This window comes from Nocardioides sp. SRI_004, from assembly GCF_057586415.1.
Genome location: NZ_JBYCZV010000007.1, coordinates 179599 through 206413 on the forward strand (window position 1 = coordinate 179599; position 26815 = coordinate 206413).

At 72.2% G+C, this 26815-nt stretch carries 27 protein-coding genes; 13 read left to right on the plus strand and 14 right to left on the minus strand.

Annotation, left to right across the window (positions count from 1 at the left end; all coding sequences use genetic code 11):
• Positions 1 to 21: 21 nt before the first annotated feature.
• Both AC2YHB_RS11840 and AC2YHB_RS11845 read right to left on the minus strand, forming a co-directional pair.
• Positions 22 to 1623: a LuxR family transcriptional regulator gene (locus AC2YHB_RS11840; protein WP_179648558.1), complete on the minus strand. Its 1602-nt coding sequence runs from the start codon at positions 1621 to 1623 to the stop codon at positions 22 to 24.
• 41 nt (positions 1624 to 1664) lie between these two features.
• Complete coding sequence (locus AC2YHB_RS11845) at positions 1665 to 2432, minus strand: TetR/AcrR family transcriptional regulator (RefSeq protein ID WP_179648557.1); 768 nt, start codon at positions 2430 to 2432, stop codon at positions 1665 to 1667.
• 81 nt (positions 2433 to 2513) lie between these two features.
• Between AC2YHB_RS11845 and AC2YHB_RS11850 the strand changes: the two genes are divergently transcribed.
• Positions 2514 to 2915, plus strand: a complete 402-nt coding sequence (locus tag AC2YHB_RS11850) for a VOC family protein (RefSeq protein WP_179648556.1) — start codon at positions 2514 to 2516, stop codon at positions 2913 to 2915.
• Here the strand turns inward: AC2YHB_RS11850 and ppgK are convergent.
• Positions 2864 to 3679, minus strand: a complete 816-nt coding sequence (ppgK, locus tag AC2YHB_RS11855) for a polyphosphate--glucose phosphotransferase (protein WP_179648555.1) — start codon at positions 3677 to 3679, stop codon at positions 2864 to 2866. The genes AC2YHB_RS11850 and ppgK overlap by 52 nt on opposite strands.
• Positions 3680 to 3778: 99 nt before the next feature.
• On the opposite strand from ppgK, the gene AC2YHB_RS11860 reads away from it, so the two are divergent.
• Complete coding sequence (locus AC2YHB_RS11860; protein WP_487353991.1) at positions 3779 to 5452, plus strand: glycoside hydrolase family 13 protein; 1674 nt, start codon at positions 3779 to 3781, stop codon at positions 5450 to 5452.
• Between the two features lie 23 nt (positions 5453 to 5475).
• Positions 5476 to 6486, plus strand: coding sequence for a LacI family DNA-binding transcriptional regulator (locus AC2YHB_RS11865; RefSeq protein WP_179648553.1), 1011 nt, complete (start codon positions 5476 to 5478; stop codon positions 6484 to 6486).
• Here AC2YHB_RS11865 and AC2YHB_RS11870 read toward each other — a convergent pair.
• From AC2YHB_RS11870 to AC2YHB_RS11890, 5 genes are read right to left on the minus strand one after another with little or no spacing between them, the layout of a single operon-like run.
• Entirely contained in the window at positions 6473 to 7342 is an 870-nt protein-coding gene (locus tag AC2YHB_RS11870) for a carbohydrate kinase family protein (protein ID WP_179648552.1), read from the minus strand. The two genes, AC2YHB_RS11865 and AC2YHB_RS11870, sit on opposite strands and share 14 nt — an antisense overlap.
• Before the next feature lies 1 nt (position 7343).
• Entirely contained in the window at positions 7344 to 8441 is a 1098-nt protein-coding gene (locus AC2YHB_RS11875; protein WP_179648551.1) for an ABC transporter ATP-binding protein, read from the minus strand.
• A gap of 9 nt (positions 8442 to 8450) precedes the next feature.
• A complete protein-coding gene (locus AC2YHB_RS11880; protein WP_218864657.1) occupies positions 8451 to 9302 on the minus strand; it encodes a sugar ABC transporter permease in 852 nt (283 codons plus the stop codon).
• Entirely contained in the window at positions 9299 to 10312 is a 1014-nt protein-coding gene (locus tag AC2YHB_RS11885; protein WP_218864656.1) for a carbohydrate ABC transporter permease, read from the minus strand. Before AC2YHB_RS11885 ends, AC2YHB_RS11880 begins: the two co-directional genes overlap by 4 nt.
• The gene (locus AC2YHB_RS11890; RefSeq protein WP_179648550.1) at positions 10309 to 11604 is read right to left on the minus strand and encodes an extracellular solute-binding protein; all 1296 of its coding nucleotides are present in this window, start codon (positions 11602 to 11604) and stop codon (positions 10309 to 10311) included. Before AC2YHB_RS11890 ends, AC2YHB_RS11885 begins: the two co-directional genes overlap by 4 nt.
• A 128-nt stretch (positions 11605 to 11732) precedes the next feature.
• Between AC2YHB_RS11890 and AC2YHB_RS11895 the strand changes: the two genes are divergently transcribed.
• The gene (locus AC2YHB_RS11895) at positions 11733 to 12755 is read left to right on the plus strand and encodes a LacI family DNA-binding transcriptional regulator (protein WP_179648549.1); all 1023 of its coding nucleotides are present in this window, start codon (positions 11733 to 11735) and stop codon (positions 12753 to 12755) included.
• 14 nt (positions 12756 to 12769) lie between these two features.
• On the opposite strand, the gene AC2YHB_RS11900 is transcribed toward AC2YHB_RS11895, so the two are convergent.
• Positions 12770 to 13351: a M15 family metallopeptidase gene (locus AC2YHB_RS11900; protein ID WP_179648548.1), complete on the minus strand. Its 582-nt coding sequence runs from the start codon at positions 13349 to 13351 to the stop codon at positions 12770 to 12772.
• 88 nt (positions 13352 to 13439) lie between these two features.
• On the opposite strand from AC2YHB_RS11900, the gene AC2YHB_RS11905 reads away from it, so the two are divergent.
• Together AC2YHB_RS11905 and AC2YHB_RS11910 are read left to right on the plus strand one after the other, a co-directional pair.
• Positions 13440 to 14126: a response regulator transcription factor gene (locus tag AC2YHB_RS11905; RefSeq protein WP_487353992.1), complete on the plus strand. Its 687-nt coding sequence runs from the start codon at positions 13440 to 13442 to the stop codon at positions 14124 to 14126.
• Positions 14123 to 15214 carry a sensor histidine kinase gene (locus AC2YHB_RS11910; RefSeq protein WP_487353993.1) on the plus strand — a complete coding sequence of 364 codons (1092 nt, stop codon included), beginning with the start codon at positions 14123 to 14125 and terminating at the stop codon, positions 15212 to 15214. Before AC2YHB_RS11905 ends, AC2YHB_RS11910 begins: the two co-directional genes overlap by 4 nt.
• 22 nt (positions 15215 to 15236) lie before the next feature.
• Here AC2YHB_RS11910 and AC2YHB_RS11915 read toward each other — a convergent pair whose 3' ends face one another.
• On the minus strand, positions 15237 to 16706 hold the full coding sequence (locus AC2YHB_RS11915; RefSeq protein ID WP_207007603.1) for an MFS transporter: 1470 nt from the start codon (positions 16704 to 16706) through the stop codon (positions 15237 to 15239).
• A 97-nt stretch (positions 16707 to 16803) separates the two neighbouring features.
• Here AC2YHB_RS11915 and AC2YHB_RS11920 point away from each other — a divergent pair, with 97 nt between their 5' ends.
• Positions 16804 to 17433, plus strand: coding sequence for a TetR/AcrR family transcriptional regulator (locus AC2YHB_RS11920; protein ID WP_036543991.1), 630 nt, complete (start codon positions 16804 to 16806; stop codon positions 17431 to 17433).
• 77 nt (positions 17434 to 17510) lie between these two features.
• Entirely contained in the window at positions 17511 to 18368 is an 858-nt protein-coding gene (locus tag AC2YHB_RS11925; RefSeq protein ID WP_487353994.1) for an alpha/beta fold hydrolase, read from the plus strand.
• Positions 18369 to 18381: 13 nt separating this feature from the next.
• Here AC2YHB_RS11925 and AC2YHB_RS11930 read toward each other — a convergent pair whose 3' ends face one another.
• Positions 18382 to 18885, minus strand: a complete 504-nt coding sequence (locus AC2YHB_RS11930; RefSeq protein WP_487353995.1) for a hypothetical protein — start codon at positions 18883 to 18885, stop codon at positions 18382 to 18384.
• A gap of 157 nt (positions 18886 to 19042) precedes the next feature.
• On the opposite strand from AC2YHB_RS11930, the gene AC2YHB_RS11935 reads away from it, so the two are divergent.
• On the plus strand, positions 19043 to 19633 hold the full coding sequence (locus tag AC2YHB_RS11935; protein ID WP_036543999.1) for a hypothetical protein: 591 nt from the start codon (positions 19043 to 19045) through the stop codon (positions 19631 to 19633).
• 24 nt (positions 19634 to 19657) lie between these two features.
• On the opposite strand, the gene AC2YHB_RS11940 is transcribed toward AC2YHB_RS11935, so the two are convergent.
• The gene (locus AC2YHB_RS11940; RefSeq protein ID WP_487353996.1) at positions 19658 to 19864 is read right to left on the minus strand and encodes a hypothetical protein; all 207 of its coding nucleotides are present in this window, start codon (positions 19862 to 19864) and stop codon (positions 19658 to 19660) included.
• Positions 19865 to 19979: 115 nt separating this feature from the next.
• Between AC2YHB_RS11940 and AC2YHB_RS11945 the strand changes: the two genes are divergently transcribed.
• From AC2YHB_RS11945 to AC2YHB_RS11955, 3 genes are read left to right on the plus strand one after another with little or no spacing between them, the layout of a single operon-like run.
• Positions 19980 to 20798 (plus strand): ABC transporter ATP-binding protein, encoded by an 819-nt coding sequence (locus AC2YHB_RS11945; protein ID WP_487353997.1) that lies wholly within the window; start codon positions 19980 to 19982, stop codon positions 20796 to 20798.
• A complete protein-coding gene (locus AC2YHB_RS11950) occupies positions 20795 to 21568 on the plus strand; it encodes an ABC transporter permease (protein ID WP_487353998.1) in 774 nt (257 codons plus the stop codon). The genes AC2YHB_RS11945 and AC2YHB_RS11950 overlap by 4 nt, the downstream gene beginning before the upstream one ends.
• 36 nt (positions 21569 to 21604) lie before the next feature.
• A complete protein-coding gene (locus tag AC2YHB_RS11955; protein WP_487353999.1) occupies positions 21605 to 22372 on the plus strand; it encodes a MerR family transcriptional regulator in 768 nt (255 codons plus the stop codon).
• Positions 22373 to 22376: 4 nt separating this feature from the next.
• Here AC2YHB_RS11955 and AC2YHB_RS11960 read toward each other — a convergent pair whose 3' ends face one another.
• A complete protein-coding gene (locus AC2YHB_RS11960) occupies positions 22377 to 22862 on the minus strand; it encodes a MarR family winged helix-turn-helix transcriptional regulator (protein ID WP_207007595.1) in 486 nt (161 codons plus the stop codon).
• A gap of 83 nt (positions 22863 to 22945) precedes the next feature.
• Between AC2YHB_RS11960 and AC2YHB_RS11965 the strand changes: the two genes are divergently transcribed.
• Complete coding sequence (locus tag AC2YHB_RS11965) at positions 22946 to 25000, plus strand: MMPL family transporter (RefSeq protein ID WP_487354000.1); 2055 nt, start codon at positions 22946 to 22948, stop codon at positions 24998 to 25000.
• Between the two features lie 129 nt (positions 25001 to 25129).
• Here the strand turns inward: AC2YHB_RS11965 and AC2YHB_RS11970 are convergent, their stop codons facing one another.
• The gene (locus AC2YHB_RS11970) at positions 25130 to 26638 is read right to left on the minus strand and encodes a flavin-containing monooxygenase (RefSeq protein WP_179648536.1); all 1509 of its coding nucleotides are present in this window, start codon (positions 26636 to 26638) and stop codon (positions 25130 to 25132) included.
• Positions 26639 to 26815 lie beyond the last annotated feature (177 nt).

Consider the following 26815-nt stretch of genomic DNA (forward strand, 5'->3'; position numbering starts at 1 on the left):
TGTGCAGATCGAGCAGGGGCGTCAGGCGAGCCCGTGCTGGTGGGCCCAGGCCGTGGCGGCGGCCCGGTTGGTGACGTCGATCTTGGCGAAGATGTTGGCCAGGTGGCGGGCGACGGTCTTCTCCGACAGCACCAGCTGGTCGGCGATGCCCCGGTTGGTGGCGCCGGACGCGACCAGGCGCAGCACCTCGGCCTCACGGCCGGTGAGCCCGTGGCGCTCGGTCCGGGTGACCTTGTCGAGCCGGTCGAGCTCGGGCTGCGCCCCGAGCGAGGTGAAGGTGGCGCGTGCGGCATCCCGCTCCAGGCGGGCGGTCTCGTGGTCGCCCAGGGCGTCGCAGGCGTCGGCGATCGCGACCCGGCAGCGCGCAGCGTCCCAGGGCGACCCGGTCGCCCGGAAGCCCTCGAGGGCGGCGCGCAGGGCGCCGAGCGCCTCCTGCGGAGCACCGCGGTGCAGCGCGAGCCGGCCCCGGGCCGCGGAAGCGGCCGCGCGGAGGAAGGCGGCGTCGGGGGCCGATGCGGCCGCCTCGTCGAGCCGCGCCGAAGCCTCGCTCGCGCACGTCAGGTCGCCGGCAGCCAGGGCGACCTCCAGCAGGGCCGGCCACAGCCGGGTGCGCAGCTGGGGGGCACCGGGCTCCTCGAGCGCGCGCCGGAGGGACAGCAGGGCCGAGTCGGTCCGGCCCTGCGCGAGCCGCATCAGCGCGAGGCCCGGCTGGGGGTCCTTCCCGTGCGCGAGCGCCGCGCGGTAGGCGGACTCGGCGGCGTCGTACTCACCCCGGAGGCGGTGCAGCTCAGCCCGGACGTAGTGGGCCTCGCCGATGGTGTTCTGGTTGGGTCCGGGGTGCGCGATCAGGCCGTCAACCTCGGCGATCGCGCGGGCCCAGTCGCCCCGCAGCTGGTGGACCTCGGAGCGGTGGACGATGCACGCCCCCTGGAAGGGCACCAGGCCGGGCTGCGCCGCGCACCACTCGTCGAGCACCCGGGTCCACTCGACGCTGCGCTCGACGTCGAGGCAGGCCTTGCAGTTGGCCACGATCGCGCAGTAGACGATGCCGACGGCCTGCGGGGTGACCCCGGTGGCGGTCGCGCGCACCATCGTCGCGTCCAGCTCCGCCAGGCCGCGGGCGAGCTCGCCGCTCGCGAGCAGGGCCTGGCCGTGGGCGAGCCCGCTGAAGACCCGCAGGTCCGTGTCGTCGTGCTCCTCGGCGATCCCGGCCAGCCCGGTTGCGAGCTCGAGCGCCTCCGCGGCGTGGCCGGAGTGGAGGTGGGCCATGGTGGCGGTCAGCTGCTCGTAGCCGCGCCAGACCGATGCCTCGAAGCGGTCGCCCTGCACGCTGCGCATCAGCCCCCACCAGCCGCGCGCCTGGCCCTGGTCGCCCCGGAAGTTCGCGGTGAGGCCGAGCCAGAAGGCCACCCGGGACGCGCCGTGCAGGTCGCCCTCGGCGAGGTGCGCGCGGTGGGCGCGCTCGCGGACCGCGGCCGCCTCGGCCAGCTCGCCGGTGAGGAAGGCGGCCAGGCCCCACTGCTCGAGGTCGCGGGCCCCGGCCGGGTCGGCGGCGGCGTACGCGCGCCGGGCGTCCGGCCACGCCCGGGCGTCGTACGCCTGCCTTGCTGCCTCGAGGCTCACCTCGTCATGATGGCCCGATCGGCCGCCGATGAGTAGCGGTGTCAGTCCTTCTCGATGAGGGAGGCCAGTCCGTCCAGCGTGCGGGCCAGGCCGAATCGCCAGGCCCGGTCGGCCTCCCACGCGCTGCCTTGCGCCTCGCCGGCGGCGGCGCCGACCCGCACGGCCCGCGGGTAGGCCTGCGGGTCGAGGGCGCGCGCGAGCACCGGTTCGTTGGCGGCCCACCAGTCCGCGTCGCTCATCGCGCTGTCGGTGGTGGCCCGGGCCGCGTCGTGGGCCGCCCGGCAGTGCGCCTGCACGAAGCCGAGGAGGTAGGTCAGGGCGGCGTCGGTGGTGACGTCGTCGAGCCCGGTGCCGTCGTACGCGGCGAGCTCGTGCTCGTACTTCGCCATCAGTCCGGGCCCGAGCGGCGGCCGGCTGAGCGCGGCAACCTCGGTCAGCCAGGGGTGGGCGAGCAGCAGGTCGCGGTTGGCCTCGGCGACCTTCGTGAGCCGGGTGCGCCACGAGCGGCTGCGCCACGCGGGCCGCGGCATGGCGAGGTAGAGGGCGTCGACCATCAGGTCGAGCAGCTCCGCCTTGCCGGGGACGTAGGTGTAGACCGACATCGCGGACACCCCCACCCGTTCGGCGATCGCACGCATCGTCACGGCCGAGAGGCCCTGCTCGTCGGCAAGGGCGAGGGCGCTGGTGACGAGCTGGTCGACGGTGACCGACCGTCCGGGCCCCTTGCGCCGTGGTCCTGCCGACGCATCGCCCCACAGCAGCGCGAGGGTGCGGCTCGGCTCGCCTGCGCCGGTGCTGGTGCCGCTCATGGCGACCATCCTTGCACGCCAGCGTCTTACGATGTACGGTGTACAGCGTACGATGTACACCGTATAGGGAAAAGATCCCGCTTGACCATCACCTCCACCGCCCTCTCGCTCAATGTCGCCGACGTGGACGCGTCCGCCGCCTGGGCGCAGCGCCACCTCGGCTTCACCGTGGCGATGGCCGCCGACGGCTTCTGCTCGCTCGAGCACCCCGAGGCGGGCGTCAACCTGATCTACCTGCGCACCGGCCTGGCGAGCTTCAAGCCCGCATCGGTCGCCGGACCAGCCGACGGGGTCCTCGTCGTCTTCACGGTCGACGACATCGACCGCGACTACGCCCGCCTGCAGGACGACGGCGTCGAGGTCGTGACCCCGATCGAGACCGAGCCGTGGGGCGAGCGGTACTTCCAGATGGCCGACCCCAACGGGGTGGTCTACCAGCTCGTGCAGTGGGTCGCGCCGACCGATCCCCAGTACGCCGGCTGAGCCGTCCGGTCCCGGCCGGCGGCGAGGAGCGCCGCCCCGATGGCACCCGCGTCGTTGCCCAAGGCGGCGGCGGTGATCGGCGTACGGATGTCCACGTGGGGGAGGAACTTCCCAGCGCTGGCGCTCACGGCGCCCCCGACGACGATCAGGTCGGGCGAGAGGAGCGCCTCCAGGCGGCGGTAGTACGTCGTGAGCCGCTCCGCCCAGGCCCGGTAGCCCAGCTCCTCGCGGTGCAGGGCCGACGTCGCCGCCCGGTGCTCGGCGGGTCGCCCGTCGATCTCGAGGTGCCCGAGCTCGGTGTTCGGAAGGAGGGTGCCGCCGAGGAGGAGGGCGCTCCCGATGCCCGTCCCGAGGGTGGTGACCAGGACGACGCCGGCCTGGTCGCGCGCCGCGCCGAAGGCCGTCTCCGCGACCCCCGCGGCGTCGGCGTCGTTGACGACGTGCACGGAGCCGGGCACCAGGTCGGCCAGGGCTGACCGGGCGTCGAAGCCGACCCACACCGGGTCGATGTTGGCCGCCGTGCGCACCACCCCGTTGCGAACGACGCCGGGAAGGGTGACGCCGATCGGGGTGCCGGGGACCGGGGCGAGGGCGCGGGCGAGGCCGACCACCTCGGCGAGCACGCGCGACGGGTCCGCCGGCCGGGGCGTGCTCGTCATGGCCCGGGGGGCGAGGAGCGCACCGGTCGCGGGCGCGACGAGGGCGGCCTTGATCGTCGTACCACCGACGTCAACGCCCACGGCGCAGTCGGGAAGCTCAGCCATGACGCCGAGGGTATGAAGCGCCACCGAAGACCGCAAGAGGCTTGCTGAAAGTTGCAGATTTCTTGCGGCGCTGCTTGCGCAAGAGCTATCGTCGTTGGCATGTCCCTCCCCGTGACCCCGGCAGCGCCGGAGGACGAGCCCGCTGCCGCGTCCGACTGGTGGCGCCACGCCGTCATCTACCAGGTGTACCCGCGCAGCTTCGCCGACAGCGACGGCGACGGCATCGGCGACCTCGCCGGTGTCCGCTCCCGCCTGCCGTACCTGCGCGACCTCGGCGTCGACGCCGTCTGGCTCTCGCCGTTCTACGCCTCCCCGCAGGCGGACGCCGGCTACGACGTGTCGGACTACCGGCGCGTCGACCCGATGTTCGGCGAGCTTGCGGATGCGGCGGGGCTGATCGAGGACGCCCACGCGCTGGGACTCCGGGTGATCGTCGACCTGGTCCCGAACCACTGCTCCGACCAGCACGAGTGGTTCCAGCGCGCCCTGCTGGCTGGGCCCGGGTCGACCGCACGCAAGAGGTTCCACTTCCAGACCGGGAGGGGCGTCGCGGGCGAGCTGCCGCCCAACGACTGGGAGTCGGTGTTCGGCGGACCTGCGTGGACCCGGGTGCCGGACGGCGAGTGGTACCTCCACCTGTTCGCCCCGGAGCAGCCGGACCTCAACTGGGACCACCCCGCCGTGCACGACGAGTTCCGCTCCATCCTGCGCTTCTGGCTCGACCTCGGGGTCGACGGGTTCCGCATCGACGTCGCCCACGGCCTGGTCAAGGCACCCGGACTCCCCGACGTGGGCGGGGCGGACCAGCTCAAGCTGCTCGGCAACCTGGCGACGCCGTACTTCGACCAGGACGGGGTCCATGAGATCTACCGCGACTGGCGCCGGGTCCTTGATGAGTACGACGGCGAGCGGATCTTCGTCGCCGAGGCATGGACCCCGACCCTGCAGCGTGCGGCGCAGTACGTCCGGAGCGACGAGCTGCACCAGGCGTTCAACTTCTCCTACCTGTGCACGGACTGGCAGGTCGACGCCCTCCGCGAGATCGTCGACCTGACCCTGGCGGCCATGGGCGAGGTCGGCGCGCCGGCGACGTGGGTGCTGTCCAACCACGACGTGACCCGCCACGCCACCCGGTTCGCCAACCCGCCCGGCCTCGGCATCCAGATGGTGACGCCCGGCGACCGCGAGCTGGGCCTGCGGCGGGCACGGGCGGCCACCCTGCTGATGCTGGGCCTGCCCGGTTCGGCCTACGTCTACCAGGGCGAGGAGCTCGGCCTCCCCGACGTCACCGACCTGCCGGACGAGGTGCGGGCCGATCCCTCCTTCCACCGCGCCGACGGCCAGGACGGCTTCCGGGACGGCTGTCGGGTGCCGATCCCGTGGTCGGGCTCGGCCGCGCCGTACGGCTTCGGGCCCCGGGACGGCGGCCCGAGCTGGCTGCCCCAGCCGGACGCGTGGGCCGAGCTCAGCGTGGAGGCCCAGACCGGGGTCGAGGGCTCGACCCTCGAGCTGTACCGCGCGGCCCTCGCCGCCCGACGGGCCCACACGTCGCTGCAGGGCGGTGACCTGGCGTGGCTGGACGCCCCGGCCGGCGTCCTCGCCTTCCGCCGGACCGCCGGTGCGGCCACCCCTGTGGTGGTCACGGCCAACACGACAGGGGAGCATGTGCGCATGGCCGTCCCCGGTGCGCTCCTCCTCTCGTCCTCCCCGCTCGAGGTCGCCGACGGCGAGGCCGTGCTGGCGCCGGACACCACGGCTTGGTGGGCTGTCTGAGGGACGACGGGGGACCGAGGGGAATGGACCAGCCGCGACTGCTCGACATCGCCCACCACGCCGGGGTCAGCGAGGCCACGGTGTCGAGGGTGCTGAACGGCAAGGCGGGGGTGTCCGCGGCGACGCGGGAGACCGTGCTCGCCGCGCTCGACGAGCTCGGCTACGAGCGCTCCGGCCGGCCCCAGCGCTCCCGCGCCGGGCTGGTCGGTCTGATCATCCCGGAGCTGAGCAACCCGATCTTCCCCGCGATGGCGCAGGTCATCGAGCAGGTCCTGGCCCGGCACGCCTACATCCCCGTTCTCTGCACCCAGACACCCGGTGGCGCGACCGAGGACGAGCTCGTCGACGTCCTCGTCGAGCGCGACGTCACCGGGATCGTCTTCGTCTCCGGTGTGCACGCCGACATGTCGGCCGACCACACGCGCTACGCGCGCCTGACGGCGAGCGGCGTGCCGTTCGTGCTGATCGACGGCTACAGCGAGCGGATCTCCGCCCCGTTCGTGTCGGTGGACGACGGCGCGGCGATGCGGATGTCGGTCGAGCACCTCGTCGAGCTCGGCCACGAGCGGATCGGGCTCGCCCTCGGGCCACACCGTTTCGTCCCCGTCGTCCGCAAGGTCGCCGGTTTCACCGAGGTGATGGAGGCTCGCGGCCTGGGCGGGGCCGACCGCGTGCAGCACTCCCTCTTCACGCTCGAGGGCGGGCGGGCAGCAGCGGACGCCCTCCTCGACGATGGTTGTACGGCGATCGTCTGTGGCAGCGACATCATGGCCCTCGGCGCCATCCGCGCCGTGCGGGCGCGTGGCCTCGATGTGCCGCGCGACGTCTCCGTCGTCGGGTTCGACGACAGCCCGATGACCGCCTTCACCGACCCGCCGCTGACGACGATCCGCAAGCCGGTCGAGGCGATGAGCACGGCCGCGGTCGACGCGCTCGTCGACGAGATCCGGGGCAACACGGCGCACCGCACCGAGTTCTTGGTCCAGCCCGAGCTGGTGCTCCGGGGCTCGACCGGTCGTCCTAGCCCGCGCTGAGCAGGCCGTCCAGTGCCGGGTGCAGGTGCCGGCTGCCGAGCACCTGGGCAGCCGATCGGGCGCCAGCGGCCAGCGCCTCGGGCAGCTCCGCCCCCGCGAGGTGGGCGTCGAGGGTTCCCGCGAAGAAGGCGTCACCGGCCCCGTTCGTGTCCACGACTGGGGCGGGGACCGCGTCGACCCGATGGACGCGTCCCGACCGGTCGAGCGCGACCGCGCCCTCGGCGCCGAGGGTGCATACCGCGAAGGCGGCGCCGTGCCTCAGGCAGCGAGCCAGGAGGTCGAGAGGGTCTGGCGTCGCGTCGTCGTTCATGAAGACCGCGTCGGCCGCCTCCAGGAAGGGCTGGTGGAAGGCCGCCCGGCCGTCGTAGTCGTGGAGATCGGTCCAGATCGGGCGTCGGGCGGCGAGCGCGGTCGGCACCAGGCGTCGCGGCTCCGCCCCCAGGTCGAGTACGACGACCGCGGACCCGGCCATCAGCTCCTGGACCTCACGGTCCCGCTCCGCGTCGTCCGGCCCGGCCGGCGGGCGGGCCAGGTAGATGGACAGCCGCTCGCCCGCCGGCGTCATCAGGTTGAGGTGCTGCTCGGTGACGGCCGCCCGGTCCGCGCGCACCTGTACGCCAGCGAGGGTCAGGACCGACCGCACCAACTCGCCCTCGGCGCCGGCCGCGAGCTGCGTGGACAGCAGCACCTCGCGACCGGCGCCGGCGAGCGAGAGGGACTTGCCCGCCGACGTACCTCCGACGGTGTGCCACGCATCGGTCGCGACGACCGTGTGCGCCACCGGCTCGGGGAGCCGGTCGAGCAGCACGATCCGGTTCCACGAGGCGGGCCCCACGACGAGGACGCGATCGGTCACCTCAGGCCCGGGCGAGCGCCTCGCCCGTCTCCGGCGAGAAGGCGTGCAGCCGGTCGGGGAGGATCCGGAAGTGCACCCGGCTGCCCTTCTCGGGGACGCTGCGTGGGGCGACCTTCGCGACCAGCTGGGGGTCGCGCAGGGTGGCGCCCTCCAGCGTCCCGTAGAGAAAGGCCTCGGAGCCGAGCTCCTCGGCGACCAGGACCTCGACCGCGAAGGCGTCGGCAGCGTCGGACGAGGTGAGCTCGAGCGCCTCCGGCCGGAAGCCGAGGACGACCTCGTCGGAGGTGAGCGCGGACCGCGTCTCGCGGGACAGCGGCACCCGTGCCTCACCGACCACGGCGCTCTCGCCCTCCACCCGGAAGGTCCCCAGGTTCATGGCCGGCGAGCCGATGAAGCCGGCGACGAAGGCGTTGGCCGGCCGGTCGTACAGGTCCAGCGGCGCGGCAACCTGCTGCAGGACGCCGTCCTTCAGCACCGCGACCCGGTCGCCCATCGTCATCGCCTCGACCTGGTCGTGCGTGACGTAGACGGTCGTGATGCCGAGGCGGCGCTGGAGTGCCGCGATCTGGGTCCGCGTGGAGACGCGCAGTTTCGCGTCGAGGTTGGACAGCGGCTCGTCCATGAGGAAGACCTGCGGCTCCCGGACGATCGCGCGTCCCATCGCGACCCGCTGGCGCTGGCCGCCGGAGAGGGCCTTGGGCTTGCGGTCGAGATAGGGCTCGAGGTCGAGGACCCTTGCGGCGTCGGCGACACGGCTGGCGATCTCGGACTTCGCGACGCCGGCGATCTTGAGGGCGAAGCCCATGTTCTCGCCGACGGTGAGGTGGGGGTAGAGGGCGTAGCTCTGGAAGACCATGGCGATGTCGCGGTCCTTGGGCCGCAGGTGGGTGACATCGCGGTCGCCGATCCGGATCGATCCGGAGGTCACGTCCTCCAGACCGGCGAGCATGCGCAGGCTCGTGGACTTGCCGCAGCCCGAGGGGCCGACCAGCACGAGGAACTCGCCGGGCCGGACCTCGAGGTCCAGGCTGTCGACGGCGGGCGTTTCCGCGCCGGGGTAGACCCGGGTGGCGGAGTCGAAGACGACGGGGGTGGACATCAGGGGCTCCTAACCCTTGGTGCCACCGGCGGTGAGACCGGCGACGAGGTGTTTCTGAGCGAAGTAGAAGACGAGGGACGCCGGCAGCATGATCAGCACCGCGCCCGCGGTGAGCAGGTCCCACTGCGGGTTGAACTGCGGCACGAACTGCTGGAGCCCGGCGCCCAGGGTCAGCTTCTTGTCACTGAGGATGAACGCGATCGCGTAGGCGACCTCGCCCCACGCCGTCAGGAACGTGTAGAAGGCCGTCACCGCCAGACCGGGCCTGGCCAGTGGCAGGATCACGAACCAGAACGTCTTGAAAGGGCCGAGCCCGTCGATCGCGGCCGCCTCGTCCAGGTCGCGCGGGATCGTGTCGAAGTAGCCCCGCAGCATCCATGTGCAGAAGGGGACCGCGACGGTGCAGTAGGCGATGACCAGCGAGGCCTTGGTGTCGATCAGGTTCAGCGACGCCATGATCGTGTAGATCGGCACGATCAGGATGGCGACCGGGAACATCTGGGTGATCAGGAAGACCCACATCAGGCTCCGCTTGCCGGGGAAGTTGAACCGGCTCAGCGCATAGCCGGCGGTCGCCGACATCGCCATCCCGACGAGCATCGTGAACGCCGCGACGATGACCGAGTTGAGGAACCAGGTGGGGAAGTTCGTGTCGAAGAGCACCCGGTGGTAGTTGTCGAGCGTCGGGTGGTCGAACAGCGCCACCTCGCTCGACTGGATGGCGCTCTTCGGCTTGAGCGAGGCCAGGAGGACCCATACCACCGGGAAGAGGGCGATCGTGACGGCCATGAGCAGGGTGCCGTGCAGCGCGATCGACGCGCCGACGCTGCGCTCCTCGCGGCCACGGGGACGACGGGTCACCAGACTTCTCCTCTGCTCCGGAGGACTCGGCGGTACATGGCGGCGTACACGACGAGCAAGGACAGGATGAGCACGCCGTACGTCGCCGCGAGCGAGTAGTTGCGCAGGCCTTCGAAGGCCGCGCGGAAGGCGCCGGTCACGAGGATCTCGGTTTCCCCTGCGGGTTCGCCGCCGGTGACGAAGTAGATGATCGGGAACATGTTGAAGGTCCAGATGGTGCCGAGCAGGATCACCGTCGAACTCACCGGCCGCAGGCCCGGAAGGGTGACATTGCGGAACCGCTGCCACGGCGAGGCGCCGTCCATCTCAGCGGCCTCGTAGAGGTCGGAGGGGATCGCCTGCAGGCCGCCGAGGATGGCGACCATCATGAACGGGACGCCGAGCCACACGTTGGTGACGATCGCGGCGAACATCGCGGTCCACCGGTGGTTGAACCAGTCCACCGGGTCCATGCCGAGGTCGACCAGCACGGAGTTGATCAGGCCGAACCGCGGGTTGAACAGGAACTTCCATGCGAACGCGCTCACGAACGCCGGGACGGCCCAGGGCACGATGAGGAGCACGCGGTAGAGACTTCGCCCCCGGAATCTTCGGTTGAGCAGCACGGCCAGCCCCAGGCCGATCGTGTAGTGGAAGAACACGCAGGCCGTCGTCCAGACGATCGTGTTGGTGAAGAGCAGCCAGAACTTGCCGCGCTCGCCGGTGATCAGGTCGACGTAGTTGTCGAGGCCGACGAACTGGGCGCGGTCAGGGTTGTCGACGCAGTCCTCGCCGCCGCCGAGGGTCTTGGTGCAGATGACGTCGCGGTTGTTCGTCTCGTTGAGGTCGGTGAACGACTGGAAGATGCCTTGGAACAGGGGATAGAGGACGAGCACCCCGAGCACGAGGACGGTCGGCAGCACCATGGCCCACGCGTACCAGTGCCGGTCGAGGAGCCGCCGGACCCGGCCCCGGGCGGCGGGGGCGGGGCCCGGCTCGTGGCCGGGCCCCGCGGAGATCGCCGTGGTCACGGCAGGTCGTAGTCCGGGACGACGTCGGACTTGAACTTGTCGGCCGTCTGGTCCAGCACCTTCGAGACGTCCTCGTCCTTCACCAGGACCCGCGTGGCCATCTCGTCGAGCGGCGCGAAGAACAGGCCACCCTCCGGGATCCACGGCCGCGCGACGGAGACGTCGAGGGCGGCCTTCCAGGCGCTGACGCGCTCGTTGTCCTTCACGAGGTCGTAGGCGCCCTCGTTGGTCGGCAGGAGACCGAGCTCGTCGGCCAGGTAGGCCTCCGACTCCGCCGAGGTCATGAACTGGATGAACGCGGTGGCCGCGTCGGCCTTCGCCTCGTCCATGCCGGAGTAGACGACGTAGTTGTGGCCGCCGACCGGGGCGCCCGCACCCGCGGAGCCGCCGGGGACCGGGGCGATGCCCAGGTTGTCGAAGCCGCCGAACTTCGGGTCGTTGGAGATGTTGGCGACCTCCCACGGCCCGTTGATGATCATGCCGACCTTGCCCTCCTTGAAGAGGGTCATCATCGTCCCGTAGGAGTCGTTGGCGTCCGGCTTCGGCGCGGCGCCCGACGTCACCAGGTCCTGGGCTACCTTGATGCCGGCCTTGTTCTCGTCCGAGGCGACCTCGATGGTCTTCGACTCGGTGTCGACGAGGTCACCGCCCTCGCCGTACATGAACGGCAGCAGGAAGTAACCGGCGCTGTTGACGTAGATGCCGTCGACGCCTGCCTTGTCCTTCAACAGCGCGGCGTCCTCCTTCACCTCCTCCCAGGTGGTGGGGGCCTTCTCGATGCCGGCCTTGGCGAAGAGCTCCTTGTTGTACATCAGGCCGAGGGTGTCGGTGACCTGCGGGACGCCGTAGGTCTTGCCGTCGTACACGTTGGACGAGAGCGGGGTCTCGAGGAAGTCGCCATCCTCCAGCAGCGGCGTGCCGTCGAGCGCGTAGAGGTGACCGGCGGCCGCGAACTCCGGCACCCAGGCGACCTCCGCGCGCAGGATGTCGGGTGCGCCCTGGCCGGCCTCGGCGGCGGTCTTGAACTTGTTCTGCGCCTCGCCGAAGGGCACCGACTGGTAGTTGATCTTGACCTTCGGGTACTCCGCGTTGAACTTCTTGATCAGCTCCTTGAACGCAGGCGCCTCGTTCGTGGGGTCCGAGGTGTCCCACCAGGTGAGCTCGGCCGACAGCGAGGCCGGGTCGACCTCGTTCGGGGACTTCTTGTCGTCACTCTCGCTGTCTCCGCCGCCGCAGGCGGACAGGACGAGGGCGAGGGCAGCGATGCCGGCAACGGGCAGCGTGCGACGCATGGTGGCTCCTTGGGTGAGCACGGATCGGAAGTGAGCGCCGTCGTGTGACGGCAGTCACGGACGGTAGCAACGATTTGCAGGATCTGGAAGACCTTGCGGAGTTGTTGCAAGGGGTGTTGGATGACGCCATGGGGACACTGACGGACATCGCTGGCGAGGCCGGCGTCAGCGAGGCGACGGTCAGTAGGGTCCTCAACGACAAGCCCGGGGTCAGCGAGGGCGCCCGCCAGGCGGTCCTGGTCGCCCTCGACGTCCTCGGCTTCGAGCGGCCCGCGAAGCTGCGTCGGCGCAGCGGCGGGCTCGTCGGCCTCGTCGTGCCGGAGTTGGACAACCCGATCTTCCCGGCCTTCGCGCAGGTCATCGAGGACGCGCTCGCCCGGCGCCGCTACACGCCGGTGCTGTGCACCCAGTCGCCTGGCGGCATCTCCGAGGACGAGTACGTCGAGTCGCTGCTGGACCACGGCGTCGCCGGGATCATCTTCGTGTCGGGCAGGCATGCCGACACCTCGGCCGACCACGAGCGCTACCGGTCCCTCGTCGAGCGCGGCATGCCCGTGGCGTTCATCAACGGCTACGCCGAGGACGTCGACGCACCCTTCCTGTCGACCGACGACGCCGCCGCGATGGAGCTGGCCGTCGCCCATCTCGTGCAGCTGGGGCACCGCCGGATCGGCCTGGCCACCGGGCCCGCGCGCTTCGTGCCCTCCCGCCGAAAGCGCGCCGGCTTCGCTCGCGCGCTGCAGCGCCTGCTGGATCTCTCCGACGACGAGGCCGTGTCCTGGGTCGAGGAGGGGCTGTTCACGGTCGAGGGCGGAGCGGCCGCGGCACGCAGTCTCGTCGAACGTGGAGCCACCGGCATCGTGTGTGCCTCGGACCTGATGGCCATGGGCGCGGTCCGCGGCGTCCGCGACCTCGGCCTGGCGGTGCCCGACGACGTGTCCGTGGTGGGCTTCGACGACTCGATCCTGATCGGCTTCCTGGACCCGCCGCTCACGACGGTGCGCCAGCCGGTGCAGCCGATGTGCGCGGCCGCGGTGGCCGCCGTCGCCGACGCCATTGCCGGCGAGCCCATCCCGCCGAAGGAGTACATGTTCAAGCCCGAGCTGGTGGTCCGGCGGTCGACCGGGCCCGGCCCCGGCTCCGCAACATGAGCAGGTAGCGCGGACTACTGCGCCAGCCGCGGGTCCTGGGTCGGGTCGTCGTACGGCGCGGGGCACCGGCCGCCGACCGCCTCGCGGCGCAGCTCGAAGTGCCACGGCTCGTTGGCGTAGGTCCGGCACAGCCCGTACGACGCCCCGTGCTCCGCGAGCCAGTCGGTGGCCGCGTGCGGTCCGACGTCGACCGCGTTGCCGGAGACGTGGGGGGAGGTCTGCGGCGTGGCGACCCACCGGGCCGCGGCCTCCTCCGAGCCGTACTCCGCGACGGCGTCGTCCAGCAGGTCCTGCTGGTACGACGCAGAGCGCCACCCGCTGTTGACGACGATCGTGATGCCGTCCTCCGCGGCGTCGCGGGCCGCGTCCCGCAGCGCGGCCAGCAGCTCGTGCTCGAGGCGGACGACGCCGGGCTGGTCGTCGTCGAAGACGGTGGTCCCCTCGGGCAGCCGGCCGTCGGCGCTGCCGGAGGCGCCGAGCCCGCCGGGGAGCAGGGCCAGGGCCGAGGAGCCGGCGCTCGAGGTGGCCAGCGCCGGGCCCCACACCACGGCGGCGAAGCCCAGGACGGCGAGGACGAGGAAGCGGAGTCGGATCATGCACCGCAGTCAATGCACGCGCGCGTTGCCGGCCCGTATGGGAATTTCGATATGCCGGCGATATGCCCGGTTCGCCTAGGGTCGGGCTGTGCGCGTGCTGATCGTCGAGGACGAGGTGCTCATGGCCGAGGCCATCCGCGACGGCCTGCGCCTGGAGGCGATCGCCGCCGACATCGCCGGCGACGGGGACACCGCGCTGGAGCTGATCGACGTCAACGAGTACGACATCGCGGTCCTCGACCGGGACATCCCCGGGCCGTCCGGCGACGAGGTGGCGCAGCGGATCGTCGCGTCCTGCAGCGGCATGCCGATCCTGATGCTGACCGCCGCGGACCGGCTTGACGACAAGGCGTCCGGCTTCGAGCTCGGCGCCGACGACTACCTGACCAAGCCCTTCGAGCTGCGCGAGCTGGTGCTCCGGCTCCGGGCCCTCGACCGCCGCCGGGCCCACCACCGGCCGCCGGTGTGGGAGGTGGCGGGGTTGCGACTGGACCCGTTCCGGCGCGAGGTCTACCGCGACGGGCGCTATGTCGCGCTCACCCGCAAGCAGTTCGCCGTGCTCGAGGTGCTGGTCGCCGCCCAGGGCGGGGTCGTGAGCGCCGAGGAGCTTCTCGAGCGGGCGTGGGACGAGAACGCCGACCCGTTCACCAACGCCGTACGGATCACCGTGTCGGCGCTGCGCAAGCGGCTCGGGGAGCCGTGGCTGATCGCGACGGTGCCGGGTGTCGGCTACCGGATCGGGTCCGGTGCCGCCGCTGAGGAGGGGTCCCCGTGAGGGACGAGCGGATCGCCCGCGGCCGGGGCCTCAGCGTCCGGCTGCGGCTGACCCTGAGCTACGCCGGCTTCCTGATGGTGGCCGGCGTCCTGCTGCTCGCCGTGGTCTGGGTCTTCCTGCTGCGCTACGTCCCGGACGGGCCGTTCATCGAGCCGACCTTCTCGCCGAGCCGTACCGACCTGCAGCGGGCGTTCCTGCCCAAGGCCGCGATGGCGATGGGCGCGCTGCTGGTCGTCGGGCTCGTCGGCGGGTGGATGCTCGCCGGCTGGATGCTCGCCCCGCTGACCCGGATCACCGACGCCGCCCGGCTCGCCGCCGACGGCTCGCTGTCCCACCGGATCCGGTTGCGCGGGCGCCGCGACGAGCTCAGCGAGCTCGCCGACACCTTCGACGCGATGCTCGCCCGGATCGAGGCCCAGGTCGAGGAGCAGAAGCGCTTCGCCGCCAACGCCTCCCACGAGCTGCGCACCCCGCTGGCGATCACGCAGACCCTGCTGGAGGTCGCCCGCAACGACCGGTCGGGGGACCACGAGGTGCTCGTCGACAGGCTGCACAGCGTCAATGCGCGCGCCATCGACCTGACCGAGGCGCTGCTGCTGCTCAGCCGCGCCGACCAGCGCTCCTTCGTGCGGCGCGAGGTCGACCTGTCCCTGGCCGCCGAGGAGGTCGCCGAGACCCTGCTCCCCCTCGCCGAGAAGTACGACGTCACGCTCGAGACCACCGGGGATCTCGCCCCCGCCCTCGGCTCACCGGCGCTGCTCGTGCAGCTCGTGACCAACCTCGTGCACAACGCGATCGTCCACAACCTCCCCGCGCAGGGGACCGTCCGGGTCACGACCGGCCACCGGCAGGGGCGCGCCGTCCTCGTCGTCGAGAACACCGGGCCCGCCCTCAACCCGCAGTTGGTCGCGACCCTGGCCGAGCCCTTCCAGCGCGGCACCGAGCGGATCCGCAACGACCACGACGGTGTGGGTCTCGGCCTCGCGATCGTGAAGAGCATCGCCCGCGCGCACGACGGCCGGCTGCTGCTGGAGCCGCGCGAGGGCGGCGGCCTGCGGGTGACGGTGGTGCTGCCCGCGGGCCCATGACGGGAGACCGGGAGGGTCAGGGTCAGGCAGCAGCGACCTCGTGGGGCTCCGTGTTGCGGAAGCCGAGGGCGGCGAGCAGCGCGGCGAGCGCGAACGCTCCGGCCCCGAGCGCGAAGGCCGCGGTGTAGGCGCCCTCGGTGGGCAGCGACACCGGGCCGATCGGGGTCGCGACGGTCTCGGCGGATGCGGCGAGGATCGTGATCACGATGGCGCTGCCGATCGCGCCGCCGACGGTGCGCATGATGCTGTTGACCGAGTTGGCGATGCCCGTGTCGTGCGGGGCGACGTACCGGACCAGCAGGGCGGGCATGGCGGCATAGGCGACGGCGATCGCGGCGTTGCCGGCGACGAGCGCGACGATGAACTCGGCGCTGTGGTCGTGGAAGAGCGCGAGCGAGGCCATGCTGGCCACGCCGAGGACGGTGGCCGAGAGCAGGACCGGGCGGGCGCCGTACCTGCCGACGAGGTGGCCGGAGATCGGGCCGAGCGGGATGGCGAGCAGGGTGCCGGGGAGCATGAACTCGATGCTGGTGCGCAGCACGCTCGCGTCGAAGCCGTAGCCGGCGAGGGCCGCGGGCGCCTGGACGAAGTACGTCGCGCCGAGGAACACCGAGAACATGCCGTAGCCGACGAACAGCGAGGCCAGGTTGGTCGCCAGCACCGGACGGTGGCTGAGCAGGGAGAGCGCGATCAGCGGCTGCTCGGTGCGCGACTGCAGGACACCGAAGGCGAGGAGTACGACGACCGCGAGGCCGAACAGCGCGAGGGTGGTCGGAGCGGTCCAGCCCCACTCGTGGCCCTGGGAGACCGGCAGGAGAAGGGCGACCAGGCCGGCTCCGAGCACGAGCGCGCCGAGGTAGTCGACGCGGCCGCCGCGGCCCGCCCGCCGGGGCAGGGCGATCGCGGACAGCACGAGCATCAGGGCCGACGCGGCGACGGTCAGCCAGAAGATGCGGTGGTAGTCGCCGCCGTTGTTGGTGAGCACGCCGGTGGCGACCAGCGCGAACCCGGAGCCGAAGCCGAGGGCGGTCGCCGCGATCGACATGCCATGGTGCAGGCGCGCGAGCGGCAGCTCCTGGCGCAGCACCGAGATGGCGAGCGGGAACAGGCCGAAGGACGCCCCCTGCAGCACGCGCCCGGCGAGCAGGACGGCGATCGAGTCGCCGACCGCGGCGAGCACCGACCCGACCAGCGTCAGCGCCAGCACCACGAGGATGACGCGACGGTTGCCGAAGACGTCGCCGAGGCGGCCGAACAGCGGAGTGACGGCGGACGCCGTGAGCATCGTCGCCGTGGCGACCCAGCCGACCGTGGTCGCCGAGACGCTCAGCTGCTGGCCGATGAGCGGCAGCGCGGGCACGACGACCGTCTGGATGAGGGAGAGAAGGAAGACGTTGGCCGCCATGGCGGGCAGGACGAGCCGGGAGTACGTCGCGGGGCCGGAGGCCGAGGGCGCCTCGACGGACGTCGCGGGGTCGAGCGTGGAAGTCATGGGATCGAGAGTGACAGAGAATTGACACAGTGTCGAGAATGAATGACGTGTCGTCAATCACCTTCGACCCGGCGTCAGCGCCCGGTACGCTCGCACCATGGCAGCGCAGTCCACGACCACCGAGGTACGCCGGCGCGGGGGGCCCACCAAGGGCGACCAGCGTGAGGCGCAGATCCTCGAGGCGACGCGCACCCTGCTGGCCGAGCGCACGATCGACGAGCTGACGATCAACGCCATCGCCGAGGCAGCGGGCGTCTCGCGCACGGCCTTCTACTTCTACTTCCCGACCAAGCAGGCCGTGGTGGCCGCGCTCCTCGACGGGCTGTGGGACCAGTTCGGCAGCACGCACGGCTGGATGGACACCGACGGCATCGACCGCGAAGCGTTGCTGGAGCACCACCGTCTCGTTGCCGCGGTCTGGCGTGAGCACGCCGCGATCCTGACCTGCACGACCGGGGGGAACTCCGTCGACTTCGAGCCGCTGGTGGCCTGGGTCGACCGCGCGCACCAGCGCCTGATCGACGCCCTGGCGGGCAAGATCGCCCGCGACCAGGCGGCCGGGATCGCGCCGGCCGGCGTGGATCCCGTCGTCCTGGCCGAGGCCGTCTCGGCCCTGCGCGACGCACGCTTCCCCGAGATCGCGAAGCTCCGCGGGGCCGCGTTCGAGCGGGCGCTCGCCGACCTGACGTCGGTGGTGCTCAGGGTCGTCTACGGCCGGATCGGCTGAGCGGCCGCTCGACGCCCGCCCTTGACAGGCGAGCGGACCGCAGCGGTTGACTTCGTCGTACGCGACGAGGAGGCGGCATGGCGATCGACGAGTGGTGGGAGTCCGGCGAGCGGGTCGCCCTGTCCTTCGGCGGCGCGGAGCGCTCCGTCATGGTCCAGCGCCTCGGCGGCGGCGATCCGATGACGCTGGTGCACGGGTTCCCGAGCTCGTCGCACGACTGGGCGCTCGTCGTACCCGCGCTGGCGCAGGGGCATGCCCTGCTGCTCCCGGACCTCCTCGGCTTCGGTGCCTCCGACAAGCCGGCCGACCACACGTACTCGATCCACGAGCAGGCCGACCTCGTCGAGGCGCTGTGGGCCGCGGAGGGGATCACCCGCACCCGGCTGGTCGCGCACGACTACGGCGTCTCCGTGGCGCAGGAGCTGCTCGCCCGCCGCGCCGACGGCGTCCTCGGGGTCGACCTGGTCAGGGTCGACTTCCTCAACGGCGGCCTCTACCCCGACATCCACCGGCCCGAGCCCGTGCAGACCGCGCTGCTCGACCCGGTCCAGGGCCCCCAGATCAGCGCGATCATCAACGAGGAGCTGATCACCGGCGCGCTCGCCCCGACCTTCGCCACCGAGGCCGACCTCGCCGCCCACGCCGGGGACATCTGGCGCTCGCTCGAGAGGTACGACGGCCACCGCAACGCGCACCTGTTGATCCGCTACATCAGCGACCGCCAGCAGCACGCGGAGCGCTGGACCTCGGTGCTCGAGCGCACCGACGTACCGCTGCGCTTCGTGTGGGGGATGCTCGACCCGATCTCCGGCGCGCACATGGCCGAGCGGATCAGGGAACGGCTGCCCGACGCGCCACTCCTCGCGCTGGAGGATGTCGCGCACTGGCCGCCGCTGGAAGCGCCGGACCGGGTGGCCGCGGCGCTGCTGGCCTGAGCAGCGGTCGGGCTCAGGGCTCCTGGCCGAGGTGGTCGAGCAGGTCGTCGAGACCGTCGAAGGCGACCGGCTCGACACCCTCGATCTCGACGTCCATGTCCTCGAACGCGAGGGCGGCGTCGAGCTGGACCCGGATCACGCCGTCGGGGAACTGCAGCGGCGCGACGAAGGACAGCAGCACGGCGTCGACGAAGACCACCGTGGACGTCAGCGCCAGGTCGTCGCGCAGGGCCGTCGGCTGGGCGACCGGCTGGTCGCCGACGGCGTCCTCGACCTCCGCCACGACGTCGGTGAGCACCTGCGACCACTGCTCCGGCGTGATGGCGAGGAAGGCCGCGACCCGCTCGACCAGCTCGTCGACCGCCACGTCGTCGCGGTCCTCGACCTCCGGGTCGACGTTGACCATCACGTCGGTCCCGGCGGCCGTCAGGTGGGCCAGGCCGTAGACGAACGAGTCGTCCGCGGCCGGGTCGCGGAGCACGGGGGAGAGGGCGTCCGCCAGGAGCTGGATGTCCATGCTCCGAGGCTACCCATTCTGATCATGGCGCGGCCCGGCCGATCGTCGTACCTTGCGAAGTGGGCCCGGCCGGGGCCCACGGAGCCCACTCCCGTTCGGCCTCGACCGGTGTCCCGCACACCCATCGAGACAGCGAGATCGACCGAGGAGGCTCTTGATGTTCATCCAGATGATCCAGGCACCCTGCACCCGCCAGGACGACGCGCACGAGCTCATCGACGAGTGGCGCCGCGACCTGTCGCCGGGCGCGACGGGCTGGCTGGGCGGGACCTACGGCTTCACCGACGACGGCCAGCTGATGGCCGTGGTGCGGTTCGCGTCGCGCGAGGAGGCGATGGCCAACTCCGAGCGGCCCGAGCAGGGCGCCTGGGCGGAGCGCTTCGCGGCGGTCATGGACGGCCCGATGGAGTTCCACGACTGCGACGACGTGACTCTGCTGATGGGCGGCGGCTCCGACGAGGCCGGCTTCGTGCAGATCATCCGCGGCCGCGTGGACGACCCGTCGCGGCTGAAGGCGATGATGGCCGACAGCGAGACCCTCCACGAGATGCGGCCCGACATCCTCGGCGCCACGCTCGCGATCGAGGACGACGGCAGCTTCGTCGAGACCGTCGCGTTCACGACCGAGGAGGCGGCCCGGGCCGGCGAGCAGGTCGAGCCGCCCGCCGACGTACGTGCCGAGCTGGAGTACGCGATGCAGGGCGCGACCTTCCACGACCTGCACCACCCCTGGTTCCACAGCGCCTGAGGACGGCCGTGGACGACCCGGCCGTCAGCGCGACGGCCGGGTGTCGCACTCGATCTTCGGGTTGACCCCGAAGTAGTTCAGCGGCCCGGCGACGATCGTCAGTGCCGTGTCGCCGAAGGTCTTGCAGTTCACGTCGCGGTCGTCGCTGAAGTAGCCGCGCTGGAACGCCGCCAGCACGCCGAACAGCAGCCACACGACCACCACGACCCCGCCGATCCCGATGCTCCTCATCACGACCTCCTCATGGTCGGGCTCATGGTCGGGCCCTGGTCGAGAGGTACCCGACGGAGCCCGTCCCACCCGCGCCTTGACCTTGACGCAGCGTCAACCCTCGACGCTTCTCGGCATGGACCAGAACACACCCCGCGTCGAGCCCGTCGTCGCGGTCACCGACCTCCGCAGGTCGTACGACGGCCAGGTCGTCCTCGACGGCGTCGACCTCTCCGTCCCGGCCGGATCGGTCTACGCCCTGCTCGGCTCCAACGGCGCCGGCAAGACCACCACGATCCGCATCCTCGCCACCCTGCTCCGCGCCGACGGCGGCACCGCCGTCGTCGCGGGCCACGACGTCGCGACCGCGCCCGACCGGGTGCGGGAGTCGATCAGCCTGACCGGCCAGTTCGCCGCGGTCGACGAGATCCTCACCGGGCGCGAGAACCTCGTCCTCGTCGCCCGGCTGCGCCACCTGGCCGAGCCGGGCCGGACCGCCGACGAGCTGCTCGCGAGGTTCGCCCTCGCCGACGCCGGCGGCAAGCGCGTCGCGACGTACTCCGGCGGCATGCGCCGCCGGCTCGACATCGCGATGAGCCTGATCGGCGATCCGCCCGTCATCTTCCTCGACGAGCCGACCACCGGCCTCGACCCGCAGGCGCGGCTCGAGGTGTGGCGCACGGTGAGGGAGCTCGCCCACGGCGGCACCACGGTGCTGCTCACGACGCAGTACCTCGAGGAGGCCGAGCAGCTCGCCGACCGGATCGGGATCCTGCACGGGGGCCGGGTCATCGTCGAGGGGACCCTCGCCGAGCTGAAGGCGCTGATGCCCCCGGCCGAGGTGCAGTACGTCGAGAAGCAGCCCTCGCTCGAGGAGGTCTTCCTCGCCATCACCAGCACCGAGAGCACCGAGAGCACCGAGAGCACCGAGAGCACCGAGGGGAGCCCGCGATGACCCGCCACTTCGTCCGCGACACCACCACCCTGCTCGGCCGGTCGTTGCGCCACGTCCTGCGCAGCCCGGACACGATCATCACCACCGCCGTCACGCCGATCGCGATGCTGCTGCTGTTCGTCTACGTCTTCGGCGGCGCGATCGACACCGGCACGGGCACCGGCACCGGCGACTACGTCGACTACCTGCTGCCCGGCATCCTGCTGATCACCGTCGCGTCGGGCATCGCCTACACGGCGTACCGCCTCCACACCGACGTCTCCGGGGGCATCTTCGAGCGCTTCCAGTCGATGCCGATCGCGCGGTCCGCGGCGCTGTGGGGCCACGTGATCACCTCGGTCGTCGCCAACGCGGCCGCCCTGGTGCTGGTCGTGCTCGTCGCCCTGCTGATGGGCTTCCGCTCGGGTGCCGGCGCGCTGGCCTGGCTGGGGGTGGCCGGGATCCTCGTCCTGTTCACGCTGACGCTCACCTGGCTGGCCGTGATCCCGGGCCTCACCGCAAGGTCCGCGGACGCCGTCGGCGGCTTCTCCTACCCGCTGATCTTCCTGCCGTTCATCAGCTCGGCGTTCGTGCCGACGGCCGGGATGCCCGGCGCGGTGCGGTGGTTCGCCGAGCACCAGCCGGTGACCGCGATCGTCGACACGATCCGCAACCTGTACGCCGAGCAGCCGGTCGGCGACGACATCTGGGTCGCGCTCGGGTGGTGCGCCGGGCTGCTCGTCCTCGCCTACGTGTTCGCGATGCGCACCTACCACCGCCGGATCGCCTGAGGTGGTCGTGTCGGGGACGACCGGGAGGATGGGCTCATGCTGACGATCGGGGAGCTGGCGTCGTACGCCGGGGTGACGATCCGCACGGTGCGGCACTACCACACCAAGGGCCTGCTGCCGGAGCCCGAGCGGGACCACTCGGGCTACCGGCGCTACGACGCCCGCGCGGTGTCCGAGCTGATCCGGATCCGCACCCTGGCCGAGGCCGGCGTCCCCCTCGCCCGCGTCGAGGAGCTCCTCGACGCAGGCGCGGAGGAATTCGCCGCGGCGGTCGCCGACATCGACCGACGGCTGCGCGCGGAGATCCGCGAGCGCCAGCAGCACCGGCAGCGGATCGCCCAGCTGGCCGCCGGCGACAACCTCGCGCTGCCGCCGGAGGCTGCGGCGTACCTCGCCCGGCTGCGGGAGATCGGGCTGCCGGAGCGGCTGATCGAGGGCGAGCGCGACGCGTGGATCCTCGTCGCCGCGCAGATGCCCCAGCACATGGCGGCGTACATGGCGCTCAAGGAGGTCCAGCTCGACGACCCGGAGCAGAGCGGCTTCTACCGCGACCTCGCCGCGGCGATCGACTGGGACGCCGACGACCCGCGGATCCCGGCGCTCGCCGACCAGCTGGTCGCCCTGATCGAGGCGGACGTCGCGGCCCCGCCCGAGGGCTGGGAGGCGCCGGACCTCGACCTGCCCGACGACCTCGCCGACCTGCTCGACGCGGTCTTCGTCGACTCCGTGCCGATGGCGCGCCGGTTGCTGCGCGAGCTCGAGGAGCGGGGCTGGACGGGGTGGACGAAGCTGGAGCGGGGGTGACCGCTCAGTCGGACGGGCCGTCCCCTGGCTCCGCGATGGCCGCCTCGACCGCCGCGAGCGCGCCGCGCAGGTAGCGCTCGACGACGGCGCGCTCCTCGTCGCTGAACTCCCCGTCCAACCGTGCGAGACCCTCGAACATGGGCCGCAGGTGGCGTGACACCTCGGCGGTGGCGCTGTCCGTGATGTGGAGCTGGGTACGACGGCGGTCGTCCTCGTGGGGGACCCGCTCGAGGTGGCCGCGGCGGCTGAGCCGGTCGACGATGCCGGTCGCGGCCGCACTCGTCACGTCGAGGTGGCGGGCGAGCTCGGCCGGCCCGATCGGCCCGTGGCTGAGCCGCTCGAGGGTCGCGAGCTCGACGTCGCTGAGCTGCGCCCGCCGGGACACCTCGTGCCGGATGCGGGCACCGGCCTCGAGCAGGCTGCGGAGGGTCTCCAGGGTCGCGGTCGCGTGCCACGGCCGGTCACCGGGCCCGGGCTGCGTGCGAGCCATAGATATCTCACTTTCTTAACTATCAAGTATGTTAACGACTGCGTGACCGCGCGACCACCGGCCCGACGACGATGGAGTCTCCCATGTCCCCCTCCACCCGACGCCCGTCCCGCGTGCTGCCCACGGTGGCGCCGCGGACCGCCTGGTTCGTCGCCCTGGCCCCGCTGCTGCTGGCGCTCCTCGCCCTCGGGTTGCTCGGCGAGGGGGAGCGCGAGCAGCGCCCCACCGACTCGCTGCCGCGCGGCCTCGACAGCACGCTGGCGGCGGAGCTCGACGCGCAGGTGGGCGACGACGGGCAGGACGTCGCGATCGTCCTGTTCACCTCCGACGGCGACGAGCTGGCCGGCGCCGGGAGGTCGGTCCTGGACGGCGCGGTCCGGGCGGTGGGTGCGATCCCCCGGAGCCTGAGCGTCGCCGAGGACGGGAGCGCCGCGTTCGTCGTCGTACCCGTCACGGCGGCCTCGGCCACCGACACCGTCGACCGGGTCGACGAGCTGCGCGCCGTCCTGGCCGAGCAGGTGCCCGAGGGGGTGACGGCACAAGTGACCGGGCCCGCGGGCGTGCAGGCCGACCTGGCCAAGGTGTTCGACGGCGCCAACACCCGCCTGCTCCTCGCCACGGCGTCGGTGGTGGCGATCCTGCTCGTGCTGACCTACCGCAGCCCCGTGCTCTGGCTCGTCCCGCTGCTGGTCGTCGGCATCGCCGACCGGCTCGCGGCGGTGCTCGCGACGCAGGCGATGGCCGCGCTCGACGTCGCGTGGAACGAGTCCACCGTCGGCATCCTCTCGGTCCTCGTCTTCGGCGCCGGGACCAACTACGCGCTGCTGTTGATCTCCCGCTACCGCGACGAGCTCGGCAGCCACGCCTCGCGCCACGAGGCGATGTCCCTCGCCCTGCGGCGTACGGTCGAGCCGGTCCTCGCGAGCGCCACCACGGTGGTCCTCGGGCTGCTCACGCTGCTGCTCTCGCTGACGCCGAGCACGCGCGGCCTCGGCCTGGCCTGCGCGATCGGCATCATCGTGGCCGCGTCGTTCGTCCTGGTCGTGCTGCCGGCCCTGCTCGTGCTCTTCGGCCGGTGGGTCTTCTGGCCGCGGGTGCCGCGCGAGGGCGCCACGCCGCTCGCCGAGCGCACCTCGCTCTGGCGGCGCGTCGGCGGCGTCGTCCAGCGGCGCCCCGCCGTGCTCGTCGGTACGACGACCGCGGTCCTCGCGCTGCTCGCGATCGGTCTGCTCCGGGTCGAGACCGGGCTCGGCCGCGCGGACCAGTTCCTCGAGGAGCCGGAGGCGATCGCGGCGGGGGAGCGCCTGGCGGAGTCCTTCCCGGCCGGCACCTCGAGCCCGACGGAGGTCCTCACCCGCGCCGACGCGGACGACGTCCTGCGTGCGGTCGAGGACTCGGCCGCCGTCGTCTCCGCCCGCGTCGCCGGTGCGGGCGGCGGCGTGACCCGGATCGACGTGGTGCTCGACGCCGAGCCCGGCACGGCCGCAGCCCGCTCCGCGGTCGGCAGCCTCCGCGACGACCTCACCGGCTTCGACGACACCCACGTCGGCGGGGAGGAGGCGGTGTCGCTCGACGAGCGTGAGGGCGCGGGCCGCGACCGGTGGGTGGTGCTGCCCCTGATCCTGGGCGTCGTCCTGCTCGCCCTCGTCCTGCTGTTGCGCTCGGCCGTCGCGCCGCTGCTGCTCGTCGCGACGGTGCTGGCGACGTACGCCGCCAGCATGGGTGCCTCCTGGTGGCTGTTCACCGGCCCGCTCGGCTTCGACGCCCTCGACGTGCAGGTGCCGCTCTTCGCGTTCCTGTTCCTCGTCGCGCTCGGCGTCGACTACAACATCTTCCTCGTCACCCGCGCCCGCGAGGAGGCGCGCGAGCACGGGACCCGCGACGGCATGCTGCGCGCGCTCGCGGCGACCGGCGGCGTGATCACGAGTGCGGGGATCCTGCTGGGCGCGGTCTTCGCGGTGCTCGGCGTGCTGCCGCTCGTGGTGCTGGCCCAGCTCGGTGTCGTGGTCTGCCTCGGGGTCCTGCTCGACACGCTGGTCGTCCGGACCGTGCTGGTCCCAGCCCTGGCGATGCTGCTGGGGGCGCGGTTCTGGTGGCCGGCGCGGGTCTCGGCGTCGGCCGGGCGGGGCGTGCAGTGACACGCTGTCCACCCGACTGGGCGCCTCTCGACGGCAGCGACACGCCGGTCTCGGGGCCGGATCCTGCCGTCAACCGGCGGGTGGTCGGGTGGACGGCGTGTTACTACCGGACGCGCCCGCCGACCGGCCTCATGCCGGGACGGCCTCGTTGCTCGCGGTCGTGGCCCAGGCGGGGGACGCCGTCGAGAAGCGCAGCGCCTCGTCGACCACCGGACCGCCGCGGACCAGCTTCACGTCGTCGGCGTAGCTCATCGACATCGTCCACGGGTAGCGGTCGCCCTGGCGCGGCAGGTCGGCGATCGCCCGCTGCACGTAGCCGGCCTCGAAGTCCAGGAGCGGACGGGTCGCCATGCCCTCGGGCGCGACGGGCACGCAGACGTCGTACCCCTCGGCCTCCATGTGCTCCAGCAGGCGGCAGAAGTGCTCGCACAGCAGGCCGACCTTGAGGGTCCACGACGAGTTCGTGTAGCCGATCGCGAAGGCCAGGTTGGGGATGCCGCTGAGCATCATGCCCTTGTAGGCGACGTGGTCGGGGGCGTGCAGCGCGGTGCCGTCCACGGTGATCGCGATGCCGCCGAAGAGCTGCATGTTCAGCCCGGTGGCGGTGACGATCACGTCCGCCTCGAGTTCCTCACCGGACTCCAGCAGGATGCCGGTCTCGGTGAAGGTGCTGATCCGGTCGGTGACGACGCTCGCCCTCCCGTCGCGGATCGTGCGGAACAGGTCGCCGTCGGGCACGGCGCACAGCCGCTGGTCCCACGGGTCGTAGGGCGGGTTGAAGTGCGTGTCGACGTCGAAGCCCTCGGGCAGCGCTTTCGCGTTGACCGAGCGGATCAGCGTGCGGGCCGTCTTCGGGAAGGTCTGGCAGAACTGCCACACCAGCCGCTGCTTGAGGATGTTCTTCTGCCGGGCGACGGCGTAGCCGCGGGTCTCGCCGAGGACCTTGCGCAGGCCGTTGGCGAGCTTGTCCTCCGACGGCACCGGCATGATGTACGTCGGCGTCCGCTGCAGCATCGTGACGTGGCCCGCGCCGCCCTCGACCATCGCCGGCAGCAGGGTGACGGCCGTGGCGCCGGAGCCGATCACGACGACCCTCTTGCCCGCGTAGTCGAGGTCCTCGGGCCAGTGCTGGGGGTGCACGATCTCGCCGCGGAAGCGGTCGCGACCCTCGAAGGTCGGCGTGAAGCCGGCCTCGTAGTCGTAGTAGCCGGTCGCGCCGAAGACCCAGCCGGCCGTCAGGGTGAACCGCTCGCCGGTGTCACCGCGCTCGACCTGCACGGTCCAGCGGGCGTCGGCGGTCGACCAGGCCGCCTCGAGGACCCGGTGCTGGTAGCGGATGTGCGGCTCGACGCCGTACTCCTCGGAGGTCTCGCGCAGGTAGGCGAGGATCCGGTCCGCGCTCGCGATCGACTTCGGGTCGGTCCACGGCTTGAACTCGTAGCCGAAGGTGTGGAGGTCGGAGTCCGAGCGGATGCCGGGGTAGCGGAACAGGTCCCACGTGCCGCCGGACGCCGCACGCGCCTCGAGCACCGCGAAGGTCGTGCCCGGCCGCTCGGCCAGCAGGTAGCGGGCCGCGCCGATGCCGGAGATGCCGGCGCCGATGACGAGGACGTCGAGGTGTTCGGGGTGCGTGGTCATGTCTCCATGGTGCGGTCGGGAGACCACCCGATGGCAGGGCGGAGCACACCATTGCGGGGTGCGAGTGGTGCGGAGTGCACCTTTCGGGCGAGAACGGGGTGGCTGGCGGGGCGGCGGGTACCGCCGGAGGGTTCGCCCGGGGACGAGCCAGGTGGGGACTGATCTCGGGAAGGAACG

Bases quoted from the DNA above. Each gene is read 5' to 3' on its own strand.
- AC2YHB_RS11930 (WP_487353995.1), bottom strand. From the start codon at position 18,885: ATGGACATCCAGCTCCTGGCGGACGCCCTCTCCCCCGTGCTCCGCGAC.
- AC2YHB_RS11925 (WP_487353994.1), top strand. From the start codon at position 17,511: ATGGCGATCGACGAGTGGTGGGAGTCCGGCGAGCGGGTCGCCCTGTCC.
- AC2YHB_RS11950 (WP_487353998.1), top strand. From the start codon at position 20,795: ATGACCCGCCACTTCGTCCGCGACACCACCACCCTGCTCGGCCGGTCG.
- AC2YHB_RS11960 (WP_207007595.1), bottom strand. From the start codon at position 22,862: ATGGCTCGCACGCAGCCCGGGCCCGGTGACCGGCCGTGGCACGCGACC.
- AC2YHB_RS11875 (WP_179648551.1), bottom strand. From the start codon at position 8,441: ATGTCCACCCCCGTCGTCTTCGACTCCGCCACCCGGGTCTACCCCGGC.
- AC2YHB_RS11970 (WP_179648536.1), bottom strand. From the start codon at position 26,638: ATGACCACGCACCCCGAACACCTCGACGTCCTCGTCATCGGCGCCGGC.
- AC2YHB_RS11920 (WP_036543991.1), top strand. From the start codon at position 16,804: ATGGCAGCGCAGTCCACGACCACCGAGGTACGCCGGCGCGGGGGGCCC.
- ppgK (WP_179648555.1), bottom strand. From the start codon at position 3,679: ATGGCTGAGCTTCCCGACTGCGCCGTGGGCGTTGACGTCGGTGGTACG.
- AC2YHB_RS11900 (WP_179648548.1), bottom strand. From the start codon at position 13,351: ATGATCCGACTCCGCTTCCTCGTCCTCGCCGTCCTGGGCTTCGCCGCC.
- AC2YHB_RS11865 (WP_179648553.1), top strand. From the start codon at position 5,476: ATGGACCAGCCGCGACTGCTCGACATCGCCCACCACGCCGGGGTCAGC.
- AC2YHB_RS11965 (WP_487354000.1), top strand. From the start codon at position 22,946: ATGTCCCCCTCCACCCGACGCCCGTCCCGCGTGCTGCCCACGGTGGCG.
- AC2YHB_RS11895 (WP_179648549.1), top strand. From the start codon at position 11,733: ATGGGGACACTGACGGACATCGCTGGCGAGGCCGGCGTCAGCGAGGCG.
- AC2YHB_RS11955 (WP_487353999.1), top strand. From the start codon at position 21,605: ATGCTGACGATCGGGGAGCTGGCGTCGTACGCCGGGGTGACGATCCGC.
- AC2YHB_RS11935 (WP_036543999.1), top strand. From the start codon at position 19,043: ATGTTCATCCAGATGATCCAGGCACCCTGCACCCGCCAGGACGACGCG.
- AC2YHB_RS11915 (WP_207007603.1), bottom strand. From the start codon at position 16,706: ATGACTTCCACGCTCGACCCCGCGACGTCCGTCGAGGCGCCCTCGGCC.
- AC2YHB_RS11890 (WP_179648550.1), bottom strand. From the start codon at position 11,604: ATGCGTCGCACGCTGCCCGTTGCCGGCATCGCTGCCCTCGCCCTCGTC.
- AC2YHB_RS11860 (WP_487353991.1), top strand. From the start codon at position 3,779: ATGTCCCTCCCCGTGACCCCGGCAGCGCCGGAGGACGAGCCCGCTGCC.
- AC2YHB_RS11945 (WP_487353997.1), top strand. From the start codon at position 19,980: ATGGACCAGAACACACCCCGCGTCGAGCCCGTCGTCGCGGTCACCGAC.
- AC2YHB_RS11845 (WP_179648557.1), bottom strand. From the start codon at position 2,432: ATGAGCGGCACCAGCACCGGCGCAGGCGAGCCGAGCCGCACCCTCGCG.
- AC2YHB_RS11940 (WP_487353996.1), bottom strand. From the start codon at position 19,864: ATGAGGAGCATCGGGATCGGCGGGGTCGTGGTGGTCGTGTGGCTGCTG.